Here is a 20,734-nt window from a genome sequence, read left to right as displayed (position 1 = left end):
AGACGGTTGGTTGGCTACCGTGCGGATCATGGCAACGACACGAGGAACAGACACCGACTGGGACACGGAGGTGTGGGTGACCGGCCTCGGCGCGACCACCCCTCTGGGCGGCGACGCGGCGTCCACCTGGTCCGCGATGCTGGCCGGTGAGAACGGGATCGGCGCGCTCGACGACGACTGGGCGGCCGGGCTGCCCGTCCGGCTGGCGGCCCGGCTGCGGGTCGATCCGGCGACGGCGCTGAAGCGGACCGAGGCCCGCCGGCTGGACCGGTGCGAGCAGGCGGCGCTGGTCAGCGCCCGCGAGGCGTGGGCCGACGCGGCGCGCCCGGAGGCCGATCCGGAGCGGATCGCGGTCGTGATCGGCACGGGAGTCGGCGGCGTACTGTCGCTGCTCGGCCAGGACGACGTCCTGGAGGAGTCCGGGCCGCGCAAGGTATCGCCGCACACCGTGCCCATGCTGATGGCCAACGGCCCCGCCGCCTGGGTGAGTATCGATCTGGGGGCGCTGGGCGGGGCGCACACACCGGTGAGCGCCTGCGCGTCCGGCGCGGAGGCCATCGCCACCGGGCTCGATCTGATCCGGCTCGGCCGCGCCGATGTGGTCGTGGCGGGCGGGGCGGAGGCGTGTCTGCACGGGCTGCCGCTGGCGGGGTTCGCCCAGATGATGGCGCTATCGACGGCCAACGACGATCCGGCGGGGGCGTCGCGCCCGTTCGACGCGGGGCGCGACGGGTTCGTCCTGGGCGAGGGCGCCGCCGTACTGGTCCTGGAGCGGGCGGAGTTCGCCCGCTCGCGCGGCGCCCGCCCGTACGGCGTGCTGGCCGGCGCGGGGGTGACGTCCAGCGGACGGCACATCACCGCGTCGGACAGCGCCGGCCAGGTGCGCGCCATCGTCACGGCCCTGAGGTCGGGCGGGCTCGCACCGGCGGACATCGGCATCGTCCACGCGCACGCGACGTCCACCCCGCAGGGCGACGTGGCGGAGGCGGACGCCATCGCCGAGGCCGTCGGCGGGCACCCGGCCGTCACCGCGACCAAGTCCATGACGGGCCATCTGCTCGGCGGGTCCGGGGCCCTGGGCGCGCTGGCGACGGTGCTCGCGCTGCGCGACGGGACGGTGCCCGCCACCAGGAATCTCGACAGGCTGGACCCGGCGATCGACCTGGACGTCGTCTCGGGCGCTCCGCGCCGGGGGGCCTGGACGGCGGGGGTGGCCAATTCGTTCGGCTTCGGCGGTCACAACGTCTCGCTGGCGTTCACCGCCGTGGGGGTCTGATCCGCAGGTGGCCTGATCCGCGGTGGCCCGATCCGTGGGTGGCCCGATCCACCGGGCATCTGATCCTTCGTTGGACACACCGCACCGGCACGCCGAGGATATGGGGAGGAACACCCCATATCGCTCAGTGAGGACTCGGTGCCCATGCCGCAGCGCAGCACACGACGGCTGTCGGCCGGATATCTCGGCGCCGCGGTCGTCTTCGCGATCGGCATGCTCGGTACGACGCTGCCCACACCGCTGTACGGGCTCTACCGTGAGCGGCTCGGCTTCTCCGAGTTCATGGTGACGGTGGTCTTCGCCGTCTACGCCTTCGGGGTGATCGCCGTGCTGCTGCTGGCGGGCAACTTCTCCGACCAGGCGGGCCGCCGGCCGGTCCTGTTCATCGGGCTCGGGCTCTCCGCGGCCAGCGCGGTCTGCTTCCTCACCGAGGGCGGACTGCCCCTGCTGTTCGCCGGGCGGCTCCTGTCGGGTTTCGCCGCCGGGCTGTTCAGCGGTGCCGCGACGGCCACGGTGATGGAACTGGCGCCGCCGGGCCGGGAGGCGCGCGCGGGCCTGGCGGCGACGGCGGCGAACATGGGCGGTCTGGGCTGCGGTCCGTTGCTCGCGGGACTGCTCGCGCAGTACGCGCCCTGGCCGCTGCTGCTGCCGTTCTACGCGGCGCTCGCGCTGGTGGCGGTGGGCGCCGTCGTGACGTGGTTCCTGCCGGAAACGGTCGAGCACCGGACCCGGAGGCCGAGGCTCCACCCGCAGGGGCTGAAGGTGCCGCCCGAGGTGCGGGGCATCTTCGCGCCGGCGGCGCTGGCGGCGTTCTCCGGCTTCGCGCTGCTGGGACTGTGCACGGCGGTGTCGCCGACGTTCATCGCGACGACCTTGGGCGAGAAGAATCTGGCGGTGTCGGGCGTCGTCGTCTTCTCGGTCTTCCTGGCCTCCACCGTCGGGCAGTCCCTGATGGGCCGGGTGGGGGCCGACAGGGCGCTGCCGGGCGGCAGCCTGGTGCTGGTGGCGGGACTCGTCCTGGTGGGGGCCTCGCTGTTCGTGGAGTCGCTGCCGCTGCTGGTGGTCGGTGTCGTCTGCGGCGGGCTGGGCCAAGGGCTGGCGTTCCGCGCGGCGATCACGGCGATCGGCGCGGCGGCGCCGCCGGAGTCGCGTGGCGGCACGATCTCCACGTTCTTCGTCGTCGCGTACATCGGCATCTCGCTGCCGGTGATCGGGATCGGCGCGCTGACGCTGCTGCTGGACCTGCGGGTCGTGGGGCTGATCTTCACCGGGTGCGTCGCGGTGCTGGCGGCGTGTGTCGGGCTGTACGAGCTGCGCGAGCTACGGGTACGGCGGGGCGCGGACGCGACCTGAGGCCCGGTGCGCTGACCGGTGTCAGCGGACCCGACCTGAGGCCCGGAGCGGGGACCGGTGTCAGCGGATGCGCGCGGCCCCGACGTAGAAGCCGCTCTCCTCGGCAGCCGGTGCGGGCGTGTCCTGATACCAGTCGGGGGCGCGGACGAGTCCGGGCTCCACCAGGTCGAGCCCGTCGAAGAACCGCGCGACCTCGTCGCGGGTGCGGGGCCGCAGCGTGATACCGCCGGACCGGTAGGTGCCGGTGATCTTCTTCGCCTGCTCGGGGTCCAGGAAGTCCGCGGTGCCGTGCGAGATGATCAGCAGGCTGCCGGAGGGCAGCGAGTCGACCAGGGTCCGGATGACGCCGTACGGGTCGTCGTCGTCCCCGAGGAAGTGCAGCACGGCGACGAGGGACAGCGCGATGGGCCGCTCGAAGTCCAGGAAACGGTGGGCGTGTTCGAGGACGCCGCTGGGCCGGCGTACGTCGGTCTCGACGTAGTCGGTGGCCCCTTCGGGCGTGCTCACCAGCAGGGCCTCGGCATGCCGGAGCACGATCGGGTCGTTGTCCGCGTACACGATCCGCGCGGCCGGGACGATCTTCTGCACGATCTGGTGCAGATTGGGCTCGGTGGGGATGCCGGTGCCGATGTCGAGAAACTGGTCGATACCGCTCCTGGCCGCCCAGGCCACGGCACGGTGCATGAACTCCCGGTTGATCTGGGCGCCGCGCTGTGCCCCCGTGGCCAGCTTCTCCGCCAGTTCCCGGTCGACCGGGTAGTTGTCCTTGCCGCCGAGATAGTAGTCGTACAGCCGCGCGGGGTGGGGCCTGCTGGTGTCGATCTGGGGCTTGGGGGTGCCTGACGTCATGCTCCGGATTATGTCACCGCCCGCACGCGGGCGATCGCCCGGCCCCACCCCTGGACCACGCCAACTCCCCTGACCACGAAGCTCGTTCAGGATGCGGGCGGTCAGCCGACCGCCAGTCGGTAGACCTGCCGGGAGCCGCCCTCCGGGCCGGGATCGGTCGCCTCGGCGGGGGTGAAGCCCAGCCGCTCGTAGAAGACGCGGGCACCGCTGACGACGGCTCCGGGATGGTCGGCGCCGAAGGTGACCACCTCGACGGTGCCGGGCCCCGTGACGAACCTCTTCGTCGCCTCGCCCATCAGCGCGGCACCGACGCCCCGGCCGCGCGCCCGCTCCGAGACGACGAGCCAGTGGACATGGTGGATCGAGGCGCCCGAGCCGAACAACAGGCCGCCGAGCAGGGGCGGTTCGGCGGTTTCATCGGCGGTGGCCGCCGGCTGTTCGACGGCGACGAGTGCCTTCGCGTCACGGATGTGCGCGACCACGGCCTCACGGAAGCCGGGGTCGTCCACCATCGGCCCGAACCACTGCTCGACCTGGGCGGCCAGGGCGAGAAAGCCGGACAGGTCCCCCTCGCGCGCGAGTCGTATGTTCATCCGGGCATTCTGACACCGGCACCCGGCACCCGGCACCTGGCACCCGGCATCTGGCGCCTGGCACCGGGGGCGCTTGGCCAGCGCGGCGGAACGGAGGGACCGCCGAGCCGCCGAGGGGGCCCGTCCTGCCGTGACCTGCGACGCCGGGGCTAGCGTGACGCCATGGTCATGCAACCCTGGTTCCCCGACGCCAAGCTCGGCATCTTCGTCCACTACGGGATCTACGCCGTCGACGGCGTACCCGAGTCCTGGTCCTTCTATCTGGGGCAGGTGCCGCACGCCCGGTACATGAAACAGCTCGACGGCTTCACCGCCTCGCGGTACGACCCCGCCGCCTGGGCCGACCTGTTCGCCCGCGCGGGCGCCGGCTATGTCGTCCTGACGGCCCGTCACCATGACGGCGTCGCCCTGTGGGACACCGCCCAGGGCGATCTGAACGTCGTACGGCACACCCCGGCGGGCCGCGACCTGATCGCGCCGTACATCGACGCGCTGCGCGCCCGTGGCCTCAGGACCGGGCTCTACTACTCGCACTCCGACTGGAACCACCCCGACTACGCGAGCGTGCTGCACCCCGAATCGCCCGCGCACGATCCCGATATCAACGACAACCCGTTCAGCGCCCCCTCGGACGGTGTCGAGGACCCCGCGGCCTGGAGCCGTTTCCTCGACTACCGCGACGCCCAGGTGGGCGAACTCGTCGAGCGCTTCGCACCCGATCTGCTGTGGTTCGACGGCGAGTGGGAGCGCACCGAGGAGCAGTGGCGGCTGGACGCGCTGGCGGCCCGGATCCACGCCGGGAACCCGGACACGGTCCTCAACGCCCGGATGCTCAGCCACGGCGACTACGCCACTCCCGAACAGGGGGTTCCGCTCCGGGCCCCCGACGGGCCCTGGGAGCTGTGCCTGACCGTCAACGACTCCTGGGGCTTCCAGCACACCGACCACGCCCACAAGTCGGTGCGCCGGCTGGTGCGTTACTTCACCGAGACCATCGGCATGGGAGGCAACCTCCTGCTGAACGTGGGCCCGCGTGAGGACGGCACCATCACCCCGGAGCAGACCGCGCGCCTCGAAGGGCTCGGCGCGTGGATCGGCCGCCACCGGGAGGCGGTGTACGGCACGGTCGCCGGCCTGCCCCCGGGGTACCACTACGGCCCCAGCACCCTCTCGGCGGACCGGCGCACCCTGTACCTGGTCTGCTTCGATCCGCCGCGCGAGACGGTGGCGGTACGGGGACTGCGTACGCCGGTCAGGCGCGTCAGCGTCCTGGGCACGGGCACCGCACTCGCGCACCAGGTCGTCGGCGGACTGCACGAGGTGCCGGGCGTGCTGTGGATCGACGCCCCGCCGGCCGCCGATGTGGACAACGACGCCACCGTCCTCGCCCTCGAACTCGAGGGGGAGCTGGACCTGTACGACGGGACCGGCCGGGTCTAGCTCTGATAGCGGGAGTCGTCGATGTGCCAGACGTACGACGCCGCGACCGACCCGAGCGCCCGCGCGTGGTCGGCCGACGGGCCTTCGCGGGCGGTCAGTTCGGCGATGCGGGCGGCGGCCACGGCGGCCCTCTCCTCGCACATGCGGGAGGCGCGGCGGAACGCCTCCTCCAGGTCGCACTCGTGCTGTCGCATCAGCAGCGCGGGCAGACTGAGCGTCGCCGGCCCGTCGTGCGCGCTCTCCTTCGCGTACGAGGCGAGGTCGTTGATCCAGCCGGCCAGGTCGGCGACCGCCGTCTCCAGTTCCCGGACCGGCTCCGACGACCTGTCCGGCTCGGGCAGTTCGTACCCGGCCATGACCTCCGCCGTCGCGATGACGGTCCGTACGAAGACGGTGTGCGGACGCATCGCGCGGTAGTCCGGCAGGGTGACGCGGTCGGCCCGGTGGAGGTGGTGCGCCTCCCAGAGGATGCCGAACAGGTTGTCCCGCAGGTGTGCGGTGAGCCGCGCGTACTGGGCGGGGGTGGCTCGTTCGCCGTACCGGTCCAGCAGGTCGCGCAGCGCGGCGCCGAACACGCTCGGGCCGCCCGGTGGTTCATGGTGGCCGGCGAGAAGATGGACGAACTCACTGGTCGTACGGACCAGCCGGGCCGGGTCGGCGGCCCCGGCCGCCTCGCCGTACGCGTCGTCGAAAGCGGTGAGCCACAGGAAGAGGTCGGCGCAGAGGAAGAGTTCGTCCCGGCCGGCCGTCGGGAACGTACGGGCCACCCCCTGGCCCGTGATGCGAGTGAGCGCGCCCAGCGCGCGCTCCGAGACGATGAGCGGGAACGTCCGGAGCCACTGGGTGGCGTGCCGCTCGATGTCGTCGGCGTGGGCGCTGGCCGGGAAGGGGCCGGGGAAGGAGTCCCGCAGGTCGGGCATGGGCAGGGCACGCGGGTGCGTGCGGATCGCGTCGTGCACAGGGCCGTCGTTCACCGAGCCGTCGTTCACCGGGCCCTCGTTCACCGGGCTGTCGTGCACCGGACCGTCGTTCACCGGACCCTCCCCGCGACGGAGTGGTGCCTCAGCTCGGGCACCATCTGAAGGGACGAGGGGTGCGTGGAGATCGCTCCGACAGGGCGCACGGTGCCGGGTGTGGGCCGCAGCCGCCAGCGGGACGCGATCAGCGCGGTGATGATGATCGTCTCGGTCCAGGCGAACGCGTCCCCGATACACATGCGTTTGCCGGAGCCGAAGGGGACGAAGGCGCCCTTCGGAGGCTGGGGGCGCTCCGGGAGCCAGCGGTCGGGGTCGAAACGCAACGGGTCGGGATAGAGATCGGGATCCCGGTGCAGGGCGTACGCGCTCCAGATCACGTCCGAGCCGGCCGGCAGGACGAACTCGCCGAGCCGCACGTCCGAGATGGCCTGCCGGGTCACCAGCCACGCGGGGCTGTACATACGCAGGGTCTCGCTGACGAGTCTGCGCGTGTGGACGAGCCGGGCAACGCGCTCGGCGGTGAGCGGGCCTTCGGCGAGCACGGAGTCGACCTCCTCGTGGAGCAGGCGCTCCATCTCCGGGTTGCGGCCCAGTTCGTGGAACAGCCAGGCGAGGACGACCGCGGTGGTCTCGGAGCCCGCGGCGAGCAGCGCGACGATCTCGGAGAGGATCTCGTCGTCGGCCAGTGTCGCGCCGGTGTCGTCCCGCGCGGTCAGGAGCAGCGAGACGATGTCGTCGTACGCGTCGGGACGCGCGCGGTGTTCCGCGATGATGTCGGCGACCGCGGAGCGGAGACCGGTGCTGGCGGCCCGGGCCTTCCGGTTGCCCCTGGTGGGCAGTTTCTCCAGGACGGACACGGGCAACAGGGCGCGCTTCAGGGCTGTTCTGAAGACCGTGTCGACGCTGTGGAGCAGCGCGTCGGCGGGCTCCCGCTCGGGTGTCGCGGAGAACAGGGCCGACATGACGACGCCCTGCGCCATGAGCTGCATCTCGGTCTTCACGTCGAGCACGGTCCCGCCGTCCCAGCCCGCGACGTACGGCTCCACGGATTCCCGCATCGTGTTGACATAGCCTTCGATCTGCTGCCGGTGGAACGCCGGCTGCATCATGCGGCGCCGACGCAGGTGCGGCTTGCCTTCCGCGACGGGCAGGGCGTCCTTCCCGAAGAGTTTGAGCTTCTCGAAGAGCAGCCCCTTGGTGAATTCGTCGGCCTGGACGGTGAGCATCTTGTGCATCAGATCGGGCGAGTTGACGACGGTCAGCGTCTTCGGGCCGACGGAGACGCGGACGACGGGACCGTGTGTGCGCAGGCGCTGGAGGAAAGCGAGACGGTCCTTGATCAGGGGTACGGCGTGGCCGATGAGCGGGAGCCTTCCGGGCGCCATCGGTGGAACGCGACTGCCGTTCGTCATGGGTCCGCCCTACTCTTCCGGGTCCGTGGTGGTGGCAATTCGCCGGTTCGGCTCGTGCCGGGTGCGCAGCATCTCCCGCGCGGCCAGGATCTCCGCCTCGATCATGGCGCCCGGGGCGTAGAGGGTCTTGTCGTGCCACAGCGCGGGGTGACGGCCGGATCCCGCCCCGTCGTTCAGATACGTCTCAGCGCGGTGCAGCGCACGGGCGTGCTGTGGCCGGTGCGTTGAGGTGGCGAGCAGGATCTGTACGGCGTACGCGGTCTCTTCCGTGGTCCCGCCCCACACCCCCCAGGATCCGTCGTCCCGCTGGGTGTCGAGGGCCCAGGTCACGGCGGTGTCGACAGCGTTGGAGGCGTGGTCCGCGCCGAATCGCGTGAGCGCGGCCACGCACCGCGCGGTGGCGTAGTAGGGGGAGGCATGCCATTTGTCGGGCCAGGGCCCTTCGGACTGCTGTTGATCGATGAGCCAGTCGCGCAGTTTGTCCGTGCGGGGGCCGTAGAGGTGCCGTGTCTCGGGGTTGCGCAGTTGGTAGCTGCCGAGCGCCTGGAGGGCGTGCGCGTTGGCGGTGACCGATCCGGTGTCCTCGCCGATGTAGCAGTCGTAGTGACTGCCGTTGTGAAACTGGTCGAGCGGTTCGAGGGTGTGCGGCAGGCCGACCAGTGAGGACACCAGCACCGCCATGGCGGTGTCGTCGGCGTCCTTCATGAGCCCCGGTGCGCCCCGTACGCCCTGTGGATCGTAGAGGTCGGCGGCCCAGCGCCGGACGGTGGGCAGGGCGGCGGCCGGCAGCCGGGTACGGGCCAGGGCGGCGGCGACCCACAGGCGCTCGAAGACGAGAATCGGGGCCGCCTCGGGGAAGTTACCCGCGTAGCGCCGTGCGACGGACTCAAGGGCGGCGACGGTTTCCGCCGGGGGCGGCGACGAGGCCGTCGCGGCGCGGGCGGCGGTGGCGGCCGGCGAACTGCCCAGCAGATCGGGGCCGTCGGGTATGAGCGCCCCCGGTATGTATCCGGCGATCCCTTCGAACGTGTGGTGCAGTTTGACGGGAAGGCTGCCCACCGAGGCGTACCGTTTCGCCACGTACGCGGGCAGGGCCGCGTCGTAACCGCCGGGGAGCGCGGGGCCGGGTCCCGGGCGCCATCCGTCGAGTGCCGGTGTGCCGTCGTCGGCGATGAGGGCGATCTGCTCGTGGATCCTCGCGACCAGTGCGGGGACGAGGATCTCGGCCGCCGCCGTGTCGGGCCACGGCCCCGTCGGGGGCAGCGCGCGCAGCGCGGCGAGACCGCGGTCCACCGCGCCGGCGAGCCGGCGGGCCGTCTCCGTGGGCGTGTTGCCCCGGCGCAGGACCGCCAGTGCGGCTTCCACGCCGCTGAGGGTCGGCAGCAGGCGGTAGCGCTCCGGTCCTTCTCCCCAACTCCCGTCGGGGGCCTGCTCGTCCAGCAGAAACGCCAGCCGGCGGGGTTCCCCCGGCAGCCAGGGGGCCGCCGAGATGACCCGGGCGCTCTCGTACAGGGAGGGGCGGACGCTGCCCAGCCTGTCCTGATCGATCCTCGCCACCAAACGGGCGGCCTGTTCGGGGTAGGTCGCGTCGACGACCGTGTCGCTCATGGGTGTGTCCGACCTCACGGTTGCGGTGACGGGGCAGGGGCGGGCGGTCATGTCTGACGCTCCGTGGCGACCAGCGCGATCTGGCGCAGTTGGTCGACGGCGGCTGCCGGGAAGGGCGCCTTGTCCAAGGCGTCGAAGGCCGCGTCGCGGCGTTCGGCAATCATCTCTTCAACTGTCTGCCGGGCGCCGGTGGATTCCAGGACGGCCCGTACCTCGGCGGCCCGGTCCTCGTCGAGGTCGCTCCGGCCGACGAGGGCGCGCAGGGTCCCGCGCTCCGCGGGAGAGGCCCGTTGGAAGGCGAGGGCCATCAGTACGGTGCCCTTGCCCTCGCGCAGATCGTCCAGTATCGATTTGCCGGTCTCGGCGGGATCGCCGAAGACGCCGAGCAGGTCGTCGCGCAGCTGAAACGCTTCTCCCAGCGGGATGCCGAAGGCGGTGCAGGCGTCGAGCACCCGCGTGTCCGCCCCGGCCACCGCCGCCCCGATCTGGAGGGGGCGTTCGACGGTGTACTTGGCGGTCTTGTACCGGATGATGTGCAGCGCCGTCTCGACGTCCCCGGTCAGCCGGCCGGTGGTCTGGAGGTCCAGGAGCTGGCCGTACATGAGTTCGCTGCGCATCTCGGCCACCAGCGGCAGGATGCGGGCGAGCCTGCCCGGGTCGAGGACCGCCGTGTGGAGGAGTTCGTCGGACCACACGAGTGCGAGGTCTCCGAGGAGGACGGCCGCGCCCAGTCCGTGTGCCTCGGCGCGGCCCTGGGGACCACCGCTGTCGGTGTACGCGGCGGCCAGCGCACGGTGCGCGGACGGCTGGCCGCGGCGGACATCGCTGTCATCCATGACGTCGTCATGCACCAGCGCGAAGACTTGGAAGAGTTCAAGGCTCGCCGCCGCCCGGATGGCGGCCGTCAACTCTCCATCCCCTCCGGCGGCTTGCCAGCCGTAGACGCACAGCACGGATCGCAGACGTTTCCCGCTGGTGAGGAACGCGCGCAGTGTGGTGGTCAGATACAGCAGCTCGGTTCCCGGCGCGGCCTGGTCTTTGGCGTCGAGGAATCCGGTGAGGGCCGCGCCGACCTTGTGCCGTACGGACGAGAGGTCCGGCAGACTCGTGCCGGGATAGGTTTTTGCCATCGGTGGTTGATCCCCTTTCGGTCGAGAACCGTCGTTGCGATTCCGGTCGGGCAGAGGACGCGGCCAGGACACTGCGTTCCGCACAGGTGTCGCGGTGGTGCTGGTCGTACGGCCGACGGCACCACCGCGACACGGTGTGGGAGAGCAGGCTACGAAGATCTCACCGACCTGCGGCCCGCCGTCGCCAGGGACGGACGGGACGCGTCCGGGTCTGTCTCCGGGACGGCGGAGCTCCGGCTCCACGGGGTGACGCCCTCGGCGTCGGGAGTCAGCGGAGTGAACCGGGCGGGAAGCGACGTAAGCGTCCGGTAGATGGGTCCGTCGCGATACGTCAACTCTTCTGGAGCGACGGCGAGTTCGATGTCCGGCAGATAGCTGGCAAGTCGTTCGATCGCGGCGGTCGCGATCAGCAGAGCGAGAGAACGGGCGGGACAGGCGTGCGGCCCGGCGGCGAACGCCAGGTGCGCCTTGGTGCCCGAGCGGTATCCGTCGGCCGGTACCCCCGAGTGGGGGCAGGTGTTGGCGGCGGCGTACGAGACCATCACCGGGGCGCCGACGGGAATGCGCGTGCCGTAGAAGGTGACGTCCCGCTTGGGGAAGTGGAAGCTGAAATTCGCCAGCGGCGAGTCGTACCAGAGCGCGTCGTCGATGGCGTGCTGGACAGGGAGGCTTCCGGTGGTGAGCGTGCCGAAGTACCGGTCGTCGCTCAGCATGCGCACGCAGGTGTTGGCGATGAGGTTGGCCGTCGGTTCGTTGCCCGCGCCGAGGGTGATGATGATCTGGTTGATCGCCTCCTCCTGGCTCAGCCCGTTGGGGTGGTCGATGAACCAGGACGTCAGGTCATGGCCGCGCTGGGCGGCCTTGGTCTGGTAGAGGGCCCCCAGGTAGGCGCCGAACGACTGGGCGCCCACCGCCTTGCGTTCGGGATCGGTGTCCATCATGTCGGTGAGGGCGCCCACCAGTTGGGGACCGTGTTCGTCGCCCATGCCGAACAGACCGTTGAAGACCATCAACGGCAGCTGGTGCGCGTACTGGCTGACCAGGTCGACCTTCCCGGTGTCCGCGAAGTCCTGGAGCAGCCGGTCGGCATGACGGAACGTCAGCACGCGCACATCGTTGGGATCGAGGAGGGCGAAACTGTCGGTGATGACCTTGCGCAGATGCGCGTGCTCGTCGCCGTCGGCGAAGAGGAGACTGGGCCGCCACTCCACCAGGGGTCTGATCGGGCTGTTCTCCGGAACCTGCGCCAGCCAGGGACGGGTGTCCTTGGACCAGGTGTCCGTGTCCTGGAGGAGTTTGATCGCGGCCTCGTAGTCGGTCACCAGGTGGACGACGAGACCGGCGTCGATCTCCGCCAGGCCCACCGGCCCCTGACGGCGCAGCAGTTCATAGCTGCGCTGAGGATCGGCCGCGTGTTCTGGCCCGTACAGGGGCACGGCTGTGGCGGATGAGGATGTGATGCTCACGAGGCTCCGACTCCGGCAGAGGCTATGGAATGGGCTGTCAGTGCGATGAGTGCGTTGAGGCTGCTGTCCATCTCGCGGGCATCACAGGTGACCAGTGGGGTGTCCGGGGCGAGGTCGAGCTTCTTGCGCACGATCTCCAGGTCGTAGTCAGGTGAGTCAGGGAAGGTATTGACCGCTACGGCGTACGGCAAACCGCGCTCTTCAATTAGATCCATCACCTCGAAGGATTCGTCCAGGCGTCGGGTGTCGACCAGAACGAGCGCGCCGAGAGCCCCGAAGGCGATGCCCTCCCACAGCGGAAGGAAGCGGCGCTGCCCGGGAGTTCCGTACAGATACAGCACGACCCGGTCGCCCGGCAGGGTCAGCCGGCCGAAGTCGATGGCGACCGTGGTGGTCGTCTTGTCCCGCAGGCCGACGAAGGTGAGGTCGTCCGAACTGGCGGCGGCGTCGGTCATGACTTCGTCGGTGTGCAGCGTGGGGATCTGGGAAAGCGTCCTGATGGCGGTCGTCTTGCCGACGCCGAGCGGACCCGCGACAAGGATCTTGACTCTCTGGTGCTCCCCCTCGGGGAGGTACACGGGCCGCGGGTTAGGCGACACGGAGGGACTGGAGTCCATTGAGCACCTCTTCCATGAGTTGCAGCGACGGCCGTCCGGCACGTGAGGGGGCGAGGGCATCGGGGATGGGCACACTGGCGTCTAACAGGCCGTCGCTGACGAGCTGTTCGGCGAGCATCAGCCCGACACTGGCCGGCAGCGAGAGATAGGCGGCTATCTCGACGGCGGTGAGGGAACCACCCGTCACCAGCTCGACGACGCGGCGGTGCACCGGTGTGTGGTACGCCGCGAGCGGTGCGCCGCTGGCACGCAGGGCCGTCAGCGTGTCGAGGGTGCTGGGCAGCGGGGCGCCGCCGGCACCGGTGGCCAGATACGCCGGCAGCAGACGCCGCTGGTGCTGACCTCGGCTCATGACGCGCTGTCGTGGCTACGCGCGGAGACAGACATGTGCTGCTCCCCGAGCTTCTTCGCCTGACGCGCCATCATGTGGACGACGACGCCCATGTGCATCGTGTCGTCGCCCGCGGCGGCTATCAGCGTGTTGGCGCCGGCCGGCATGACCATGTAGGTGCCCTCGGCGACCTTCACGGTGACGGTCTCGATGGGGGTGTCGGCCGCGGCCCCGAGCGCCGGGATGACGGCGGCGCGCGAGGCGGCGTGCAGGGCGGAGGTCATCGCGGCCACACCGTCCGCGTCGTCGGCCGAAAGGTTCTCGGACCGCGCCTGGACCATCCCGTCGAGGGTCATGAGCAGGGCGTGGTGGACTCCTGGAATCTCAGTGATGGGGGCCAGGTACCAGGTCTCGTTCGCGCCGTCGGGCATGGTCACTGTGTTTCCTCCGAATCAGAACCGGTTCGGCCGCTGTCGAGGCCGTCCTGGAATTCACTCCAGGCTTTGAGAGAACGCTCCGGGTCCGGGGCACGGTACGTGGGAGCGGCGAGTCCGCCCGCGGTCGCCGCGGGCCCGCGGCGACGACGCTGCGGCAGACCGTCCGCACCGTCGGGTGCGGGGGTGCTCGTCTTCTCGTCGCCCGCCTCGGTTCCGGGTTCGGTGACCGAGGCCGCGGCCGTGGTGGGCCGCCTCTCCGCCTTCGGTGCCACCGCGGGCTGGGGAGCCATCGCGGACGGCGGCTCGGCCTCCTCGTCGATCGAGGCGAGCAGGTTCGGGGGAATGGTCACCACAGCGCGCACCCCGCCATAGGGAGACGGATTGTCGACGGAGACATGGAAGCCGTAGTCGGCCACGAGACGGCCGATGGCGGCGAAACCCTGAGACGGCGGATCGCCGAGCTCGGTGAGCATGACATCGTGACCGCCGGCCGACACCAGCCGGACACCGCGCGCGGCGGCTTCCGCGGTCATGCCCTTGCCGGCGTCGTCGACGGTGATGCTGACATTGCCGTTGCCGGTCTGGATCAGGGTGACATCCACCGCGAGGTCGTCACGCGAGTGCTCCAGCGCGTTGGCCATCAGCTCCGCGCAGGCCACAGCGACGGGCTCGGCGGCACGGCCGACGATCCCGACGTCGGAGGCTATTCGAGAGTTGATCTTGATGCGGTCGAAGCCGCGCAGACGCGACGAGGCGCCGGTGACGATCTCGGCGACGTACGTGTCCTTGCGCACGTGCCCTGGCCACGCGCCGCACACGATGGCGGTCCGCTGGATGAGCCGCAGGTTCTGCTCGTTGAGATGGTCGGCGGCGAGCATCCGGTGCGTCAGATGCCGCGACCCGGTGAACTCCCTCTGAAGACCGTCGAGTTCCGACTGGAGCCGGTACGACAGCGCCTGCGAGTCCTGGCTCGCGCCTCGCAGGGCCGCGCGCGCGGCGGCGTCCACCCGGCGACGCTCCTTCAGGACGATCTCCGAGACCCGGGTGAGCACGGAGTCGAGAAGCTCCGCGTCCTCGGGACCCGCCGCCTTCTCCTGGAGCAGCCCGGGTACGGGGTGGTGAGAGCTGATCAGGCTGAGCGCGAGGGCCGGCAGCCGGGCGGAGACGAGATGGCTCACCTCGGCACGGAACCGCTCCTCGTGGGCCTCCAGGTCCTGCGTGCGTGATTCGGCGTAGCGCTTGCGCGCCTCGGCGCTCTTCAACGCCGCTTCCATCTCTCTGCACCGCCGCACCTGTTTGCGACGGGAGAGAGCCAGCAGCAGCGCGACGACAGCCATGACAACGGCCACGGCGCCCAGCGCGAGGGCGGGTTCTGAGGGAGAGATCACGGAAAAAGGGTCCTAGGGGTCGAGGGGGGAACGGACGGGGGCAACGACGCTGTTGGCCTTGCCCGCCAGTGAGACGGAGAACGCCGGGCGGAGGCGGCGGCTCGACGAGCCACAGCGCCGCGGATCCGGGACGGCGGGGGAACGCGGTCGCGGAACTGCCTGGACCAGGAGAGTCTGCGACGCACAGTCACCGGACCGGTGACGATCGCTCGTGTTCATCGGGTCTCTCCCTGCCTGACAGAGGGCGAGGCAGGTGCCTCCGCCATCACATGCTGCTGTGCCGCGGTGGGGGATCACGCCAAAGCGGAGTCAGTTTAGGGGAGTTGACGGCCAACTCACAGCGCGACCACAGAGCCCGTGATGATCTTGACGGAAGAAATAGTGCCAGGTGGGGAGCAACCGCTGCCACCCGATCGGCCGATCGCGCGCCATTGATCGGACGAGCCCACCCGCGCCGCCGGAACGACCGGAGCGGGCGGGGCGTACGGGGATGACCACCTTCGTACCGCTTCCGCCGCGCGCCACGAGGGGCGGGGACCGGTGGGACCCGTGGGACGGGAGGGACCGCCAGGACATCGCCGGGCGCACGACGACCACCGGGCCGTCGTCATCGCGCCATCGTGAGTGGGCCGTCGTGAGTGGCCGTCGTCGGGCCGGCGTCAGTGGATCGGGAACTCCACCCCGTGCTCGCTCTCCGGGCGCGGGCCGATGACGCGGCGCTGCGACTCGTCGATGCGCAGGTCGTTGATGCTGGCCTCACGGCGCCGCATCAGCCCGCTCTCGTCGAACTCCCACAGCTCGTTGCCGTAACTGCGCCACCACTGGCCCGCGTTGTCGCGGCACTCGTACTGGAAGCGCACCGCGATCCGGTCGGCGTCGAAGGCCCACAGGTTCTTGCGGAGCGCGTAGTCCTGCTCGCGCGACCACTTGTCGCGCAGGAACTGAACGATCGCCGCGCGGCCGGTGACGAAGGTGTCGCGGTTGCGCCAGACGGAATCGACCGTGTACGCGCCGGCGACGCGTTCCGGGTCCCGGGTGTTCCAGGCGTCCTCGGCGGCCTGCACCTTCTTCAGGGCGGCGGCGCGGTCGAACGGCGGTACGGGCGGGCGGACGGTCATGGGCCATCTCCTGAGAACGGTGACGCTCGACTCGCCGCCAGTCTAGGAAATGATCGATCCGCTAGGGCGTCAGCAGCATCCTCGTGCCGCCGTTGCGCTCGATCGCATGCTCGCTGTAGAGGAGCGGGAAGTACTCCCCCGCGCTCCACTCCTCGTGGAGATCGCTGTAGTGCGCGCTGCGCGGATCGCCCGACTGGCCCGGCGCGTTGATGGCGCGCGAGTTGTCCCACGCGCCGACGTCGATCGCCATCTTGAACGTCGGGCCGAGCACCTCGGAGTAGGGATACGCCAGGTAGTAGAAGTACGAGGAGCGGACGGTGGCGAAAGTGCCGCCCCGTTCGGTGGGGCCCACGTTGGGGCCGCCGAGCGGATGGACGAACATATGGAGGTGCATCGCGCCCCACCGCCAGGCGGTGTTGTCGGGGCCGAGCTTCGAGGCGACCTCGGCGTACGCCTTAGGCAGTGTGCCGAGCAGCAGTTCGTCACGTTTCCGCGCGCCGTCCGTGCCGAACCAGTCGTCGGGGCGGCCGAAGGAGTCGTTCATGACGCGCAGGTCCAGGTCGATGCTGATGCCGACCAGTTGGTCGGCCGCCGGCTTCGGCAGCAGCAGCTGGGCCCAGGCGGGGTACAGGAATCGCATGATCCAGGTCTCGAACAGGGCCGCGGCGGCCGAGTCCTTGCTGGTGACCCCGTCGTAACCGGCCAGCAGCCGCAGTGCTTCGGCCGTCGTCGGATCGGTGGAGCTCAGCTTCGCCAGGTACGGCAGGAACTGCCGTGCGACGCCGGACCTCTCGTCGTTCTGGAGAGCCAGCGTGTCGGCGATGGATGTACGCCGCTGCTGGGACAGGACCTCGTGGATCCGGTCCTTCCGGTAGGCCGGCTGCCACTCGTAGGTGGGAGTCGGGTAGCCGGGAGGGAAGTTGTACTCGTTGGCGGACGCGAAGAAGCCCGCTCGCGGGTTGCGCGAGCTGGGCAACTCCGCGTTGTCGTAGAACCCGTCCCATTCGAAACGCCCGTCGCCGGGCACCGGGAGCAGACCGTCGTATCCTCTGCCCCGCCGCCTCGGCACGATCGCTCCGGGAACCCAGCCGATGTCGCCCTTGGTGTCGGCGTAGACCAGATTCGAGCCGGGGGTCTTCCACGCGCTCATCGCCTCGACGAACTCCCTTGAGTTCGTGGCCCGTTGGAAGTTGAGGCTGCCGAGATACGGCGACGTGCCCGGTTCCGTCCAGACGGTGCGTACCGCGTACGCCTTGTGGTTCGGTTCGTCGATCTTGACGACGGGACCGTGTCTGGTGAACGACAGCTGGACCTGGCGGGGTGCACCGCCGGCCACCGGGATCTCCTCGGTGGTGGTGGTCAGCTTCTCCCAGCGACCGCGGTAGCGGTATCTGCTGTGGTCGGCCGGATCGAGCTCGTACACGTAGAGGTCCGCCTGGTCGGCGGGGAGATTGGTGAGACCGAACGCGACATTGCCGTTGTGTCCCATGCTGATGCCCGGATTCCACGGCTCACCGGCGCCGATGATGTTCAGTCCGGGGGCGCTGAGATGGGCGATGTAGCGGTTGGCGGGCAGTGTGTAGTTCTCCCGGTGCGGGTCGCCCGCCAGGATCGGCCGGCCGGTCGCCGTACGGGTCGGTGACACCGCCCACGCGTTGCTGCCGGTGGCGGTCTCCCGCAGGACGTTCAGCTCCTCCGAGAGCCGTTGCACGGTTCCGTTCGCGAACACCATGGGCGTGGTGGCCAGGCTGTAGACACGGGTGACGTCGGCGGGGATGAGGCTCAGATCGAGCCCGTCCGGCACCCGCGCCGTGTGACGGGGCTCCAGCTTGCGGAAGTAGGCGCTCGCCTCTTCCCCGCCCGCGTGGACGAGCCGGGCGCGGGCGACCTCCGAGCTGAGGTTGTTGCCGATTCCATGGGTGCGGATCCGCACCACGTCCTCCGGTTTCCAGTACGCGGGCGAGTAGCCCAGCTGCTGGAGTTCGGCCGGCAGGGCGTCGGGGTGGTCGCCGAGCCAGTCGATCCAGGCGTTGATCCCGGCGGCGAACCGTGTGGCCGCCTCGCGGGCCTCGGGCCCGTAACTCGCCCATTCCGCGGCCATGTCACCGCGGTAGAGGAACAGCCGCGCGGCCCTGTCCTGTTCGACGTAGGCCGCGCCGAGCACCTCGCTGAAACGGCCGAGACCGCGCCGCCGCCAGGTGTCGATCTGGAACAGCCGCTCCCGGGCGATGTTGAATCCCTGCGCCTGGAAGAGATCACCGACGTTGTCGGCGAATATGTGCGGCACTCCCCAGACGTCCACGGTCACCCGGACCGGCCGCTTCAGTCCGGGGACGGAGTACGTCTGCCCCTCGTCCTCCTTCCACGGCGCGCCCGGCGCGGGAGCCGCGACCGCCGTACCGGCCGGCAGCGTGCCTGTCAGCGCCGCCGCCGCGCCGGCCAGACCGGTGCCCAGCAGGACCCGGCGGGAAGGGGCTGGAGACATGGCGCTCCTCGGAGGTGGGTGCGGAGAACGGCCGGCGCCGCGCAGGAGCGCCGCCGGCATTCCCCTGGGGAGTTGAGGTCGAATCCCCTCATGCCGGAGAAGCTATCCGGCCTCCCGAGTGCCCTCACACCCGTAACATCCCCCTAATCTCGGCTTCTCCCGGACCGGGGTTCTCCGCGACCACCCCTAGTACAGGGTCAGGCCGTAGGCCGACAGCCATTCCACGACCGGCTGGTAGAAGGTGGTGCCGCCCGACGAGCAGTTTCCGTTCCCGCCGAGGATGACGCCCAGTGCGGTGCTGCCGGAGAACGCGGGGCCGCCCACGTCGCCGGGCTCGGCGCAGATGTTGGAGCTGAACACCCCGGTCACGATGCCTTCGGGGAAGCTGACCGAGAGGTTCACGGCGGTGACGACGCCGCAGCGGATTCCGCTCGTCCGGCCGGCGTGGCACAGGGACTGGCCGACGGCCGGGTTCGCGGCGCCGGTGATGTCCTGGGAGCCGGATCCGCCGAGGGTGACCTCACCGGGGAAGGTGACCGCGGTGCTGGTGGTGTAGCGGACGATGCCGTGGTCGCCGCCCGGGAAGCCGCTGCCGCTGGTGGTGCCGACGAACACGGTCAGGGCCGGGTCGGCGTACCAGTTGGTGGCGCCCTGGGCGCAGCGGCCCGACAACAGGCCGAAGTAGGCGCTGCCGCCACGGGCGTTGAAGCCGACGGTGCAGCGGGTTCCGGCGTTGCTGTAGATGACGCTTCCGCCGCGCACCTCGACCGCCTTGGCGGTGGAGGTGGTGCGCGCGTCGGAGTTCTGGGCGTGGGCCGCCGAGGCGGTCGTTGTGAATAGGCCGAGCAGCAGGGTCAGGGCCGCGACGGCGGAAGCGGCCGTGCGGATGGCTCTGCGGAACGGTCTCCCGGTGCGGTGCGGATTCGTGTGCGGACTCATGTTCCCTCCCCGTTTTCCCGGTCAATGGCATGTCATGTGCCTGCCATTGTGGGGGCGCGGGGAGAGGTGCGTCAGTCCCAAAGACGCCATTCGGCCGGTATCGGCCGCCCGGATCCTGACGGTGCGTCAGGCAGCGGCCTCCAGGTCCAGCAGGACGGACTTGGCGGCGGCGCCCCCCGCGTAGCCGCCGAGTGTTCCGTCGGCGCGCAGCACGCGGTGGCAGGGGACGACGACGGGGAGCGGGTTGGTGGCGCAGGCCGTGCCGACGGCGCGGACCGCCTTCGGGTTGCCGACGAGCCGGGCGACCTCGCCGTAGCTCAGGGTCCGCCCGTAGGCGATCTCCGGGAGGTGACGCTGCACCAGTTGCCGGAACCCGTGCGAGAGCGAGTGGTCGAGCGGCAGGTCGAAGGTCCTGCGCGCGCCGCTGAAGTACTGGTCGAGTTCGCGCGCCACGTCGTCCAGGCGCTTGGGCGCGCGCAGGACGCGGGGGCTCAGCGCGGTGGCCAGATCGTCGAGGACCTTGTCGTGGTCCTGGTTGTGGAAGGCCACGCGGACGAGACCCTTGTCGGTGGAGGCGAGCAGGAGCCGGCCGACGGGGCTGTCGACGACGGTGTACGCGACGTCCAGCAGGCCCTCGCGGGTCGCGGCCTCCTCCAGCCTGGTGTGCAGCCGGGCGAGGGTCCCGGGCTCGGCCGCGGCGCGGTCGAGGAGAGGGGCGAGGTCCGGCTCGCCGGCGGAGTCCTTCATGGCGTGCTCGTTCATGGCGTGCTCCTTCATGGCGTGCTCCTTTCAGCTTCCGCTTCCGCCCGGCGAAGGGGCGGCGGAGAGGGTGGTTCTGAGTGCCTTGACGCCGTCGGACGCGGCGCGGCGGACCGCTTGTGGGGTGCCGCCGACGATCTGGGCGATCTCCCGGTAGGGCAGTCCGGCGAAGTGGTGGTACGCCACCGCCTGCCGTTGCTTCTCGGGGAGCGCCTTGACGGCCCGCCAGAGATCGTGGTCGGTCTCCCCCGGCAGTCCGACGGCCGACGGCCGCTCGGGCAGGTCCGCGACGGGGACGGCGTGCCGCTGTCCGGCGCGGGTGATGTCGATGGCCTTGCGGTGGGCGATGGTCACCAGCCAGGCCTCCACGTTGGCGTCGTCCGGCAGGTCCGGGTAGGCGCGCATCGCCGCGAGGAAGGTCTCCGACCAGGCGTGGGGGGGGGGGGGGGGGGGGGGGCCCCCCCCCCCCCCCCCCCCCCCCCGCCCCCGGGGGGGGGGGGGGGGGGGCCCCCCCCCCCCCGCGCGGGGACATGGGGGGGTAAAGTAAGACGCGGGG

19 protein-coding genes are annotated in these 20,734 nt (G+C 70.8%); 3 read left to right on the top strand and 16 right to left on the bottom strand.

The window, feature by feature from the left end; all coding sequences use genetic code 11:
• The first annotated feature begins 28 nt into the window (after positions 1 to 28).
• Together ACFYNU_RS23785 and ACFYNU_RS23780 are read left to right on the top strand one after the other, a co-directional pair.
• Positions 29 to 1,276 carry a beta-ketoacyl-[acyl-carrier-protein] synthase family protein gene (locus ACFYNU_RS23785; protein WP_356585185.1) on the top strand — a complete coding sequence of 416 codons (1,248 nt, stop codon included), beginning with the start codon at positions 29 to 31 and terminating at the stop codon, positions 1,274 to 1,276.
• 144 nt (positions 1,277 to 1,420) lie between these two features.
• Positions 1,421 to 2,629, top strand: a complete 1,209-nt coding sequence (locus tag ACFYNU_RS23780; protein ID WP_356585184.1) for an MFS transporter — start codon at positions 1,421 to 1,423, stop codon at positions 2,627 to 2,629.
• A 60-nt stretch (positions 2,630 to 2,689) separates the two neighbouring features.
• On the opposite strand, the gene ACFYNU_RS23775 is transcribed toward ACFYNU_RS23780, so the two are convergent.
• Together ACFYNU_RS23775 and ACFYNU_RS23770 are read right to left on the bottom strand one after the other, a co-directional pair.
• Entirely contained in the window at positions 2,690 to 3,478 is a 789-nt protein-coding gene (locus ACFYNU_RS23775; protein ID WP_356585183.1) for an SAM-dependent methyltransferase, read from the bottom strand.
• Positions 3,479 to 3,579: 101 nt separating this feature from the next.
• The gene (locus ACFYNU_RS23770; RefSeq protein ID WP_356585182.1) at positions 3,580 to 4,071 is read right to left on the bottom strand and encodes a GNAT family N-acetyltransferase; all 492 of its coding nucleotides are present in this window, start codon (positions 4,069 to 4,071) and stop codon (positions 3,580 to 3,582) included.
• Positions 4,072 to 4,233: 162 nt separating this feature from the next.
• Here ACFYNU_RS23770 and ACFYNU_RS23765 point away from each other — a divergent pair, with 162 nt between their 5' ends.
• Positions 4,234 to 5,511 (top strand): alpha-L-fucosidase, encoded by a 1,278-nt coding sequence (locus ACFYNU_RS23765; RefSeq protein ID WP_356585181.1) that lies wholly within the window; start codon positions 4,234 to 4,236, stop codon positions 5,509 to 5,511.
• Here ACFYNU_RS23765 and ACFYNU_RS23760 read toward each other — a convergent pair.
• The 14 genes from ACFYNU_RS23760 to ACFYNU_RS23695 form a co-directional block, all read right to left on the bottom strand.
• The gene (locus tag ACFYNU_RS23760; protein ID WP_356585180.1) at positions 5,508 to 6,545 is read right to left on the bottom strand and encodes a terpene synthase family protein; all 1,038 of its coding nucleotides are present in this window, start codon (positions 6,543 to 6,545) and stop codon (positions 5,508 to 5,510) included. The genes ACFYNU_RS23765 and ACFYNU_RS23760 overlap by 4 nt on opposite strands.
• Entirely contained in the window at positions 6,542 to 7,873 is a 1,332-nt protein-coding gene (locus tag ACFYNU_RS23755) for a cytochrome P450 (protein ID WP_388767182.1), read from the bottom strand. The genes ACFYNU_RS23760 and ACFYNU_RS23755 overlap by 4 nt, the downstream gene beginning before the upstream one ends.
• Before the next feature lie 36 nt (positions 7,874 to 7,909).
• Positions 7,910 to 9,508 (bottom strand): prenyltransferase/squalene oxidase repeat-containing protein, encoded by a 1,599-nt coding sequence (locus ACFYNU_RS23750; protein WP_356585178.1) that lies wholly within the window; start codon positions 9,506 to 9,508, stop codon positions 7,910 to 7,912.
• Between the two features lie 47 nt (positions 9,509 to 9,555).
• Positions 9,556 to 10,638 (bottom strand): polyprenyl synthetase family protein, encoded by a 1,083-nt coding sequence (locus ACFYNU_RS23745; protein ID WP_356585177.1) that lies wholly within the window; start codon positions 10,636 to 10,638, stop codon positions 9,556 to 9,558.
• Positions 10,639 to 10,787: 149 nt separating this feature from the next.
• The gene (locus tag ACFYNU_RS23740) at positions 10,788 to 12,104 is read right to left on the bottom strand and encodes a cytochrome P450 (protein ID WP_356585176.1); all 1,317 of its coding nucleotides are present in this window, start codon (positions 12,102 to 12,104) and stop codon (positions 10,788 to 10,790) included.
• Positions 12,101 to 12,721 carry an ATP/GTP-binding protein gene (locus ACFYNU_RS23735; RefSeq protein WP_356585175.1) on the bottom strand — a complete coding sequence of 207 codons (621 nt, stop codon included), beginning with the start codon at positions 12,719 to 12,721 and terminating at the stop codon, positions 12,101 to 12,103. Before ACFYNU_RS23735 ends, ACFYNU_RS23740 begins: the two co-directional genes overlap by 4 nt.
• The gene (locus ACFYNU_RS23730; RefSeq protein ID WP_356585174.1) at positions 12,693 to 13,073 is read right to left on the bottom strand and encodes a DUF742 domain-containing protein; all 381 of its coding nucleotides are present in this window, start codon (positions 13,071 to 13,073) and stop codon (positions 12,693 to 12,695) included. The genes ACFYNU_RS23735 and ACFYNU_RS23730 overlap by 29 nt, the downstream gene beginning before the upstream one ends.
• Complete coding sequence (locus ACFYNU_RS23725) at positions 13,070 to 13,483, bottom strand: roadblock/LC7 domain-containing protein (RefSeq protein WP_356585405.1); 414 nt, start codon at positions 13,481 to 13,483, stop codon at positions 13,070 to 13,072. The genes ACFYNU_RS23730 and ACFYNU_RS23725 overlap by 4 nt, the downstream gene beginning before the upstream one ends.
• A gap of 2 nt (positions 13,484 to 13,485) precedes the next feature.
• Positions 13,486 to 14,877: a sensor histidine kinase gene (locus ACFYNU_RS23720; RefSeq protein WP_356585173.1), complete on the bottom strand. Its 1,392-nt coding sequence runs from the start codon at positions 14,875 to 14,877 to the stop codon at positions 13,486 to 13,488.
• Between the two features lie 659 nt (positions 14,878 to 15,536).
• On the bottom strand, positions 15,537 to 15,995 hold the full coding sequence (locus ACFYNU_RS23715) for a nuclear transport factor 2 family protein (protein WP_356585172.1): 459 nt from the start codon (positions 15,993 to 15,995) through the stop codon (positions 15,537 to 15,539).
• A gap of 61 nt (positions 15,996 to 16,056) precedes the next feature.
• On the bottom strand, positions 16,057 to 18,480 hold the full coding sequence (locus tag ACFYNU_RS23710; RefSeq protein WP_356585171.1) for a penicillin acylase family protein: 2,424 nt from the start codon (positions 18,478 to 18,480) through the stop codon (positions 16,057 to 16,059).
• Between the two features lie 186 nt (positions 18,481 to 18,666).
• Complete coding sequence (locus ACFYNU_RS23705) at positions 18,667 to 19,419, bottom strand: S1 family peptidase (RefSeq protein ID WP_356585170.1); 753 nt, start codon at positions 19,417 to 19,419, stop codon at positions 18,667 to 18,669.
• A gap of 126 nt (positions 19,420 to 19,545) precedes the next feature.
• A complete protein-coding gene (locus ACFYNU_RS23700; RefSeq protein WP_356585169.1) occupies positions 19,546 to 20,196 on the bottom strand; it encodes a methylated-DNA--[protein]-cysteine S-methyltransferase in 651 nt (216 codons plus the stop codon).
• Positions 20,197 to 20,208: 12 nt separating this feature from the next.
• The coding region (locus ACFYNU_RS23695) for an RNA polymerase sigma factor (RefSeq protein WP_388767177.1) at positions 20,209 to 20,734 on the bottom strand (526 nt) is incomplete at its 5' end.

Origin of the sequence: Streptomyces sp. NPDC006643 (assembly GCF_042870175.1) — a bacterium.
Classification (GTDB): Bacteria; Actinomycetota; Actinomycetes; order Streptomycetales; family Streptomycetaceae; genus Streptomyces.
The sequence above is the reverse complement of the archived record's forward strand: the minus strand, read 5'-3'. Positions and strand labels throughout refer to the sequence as shown.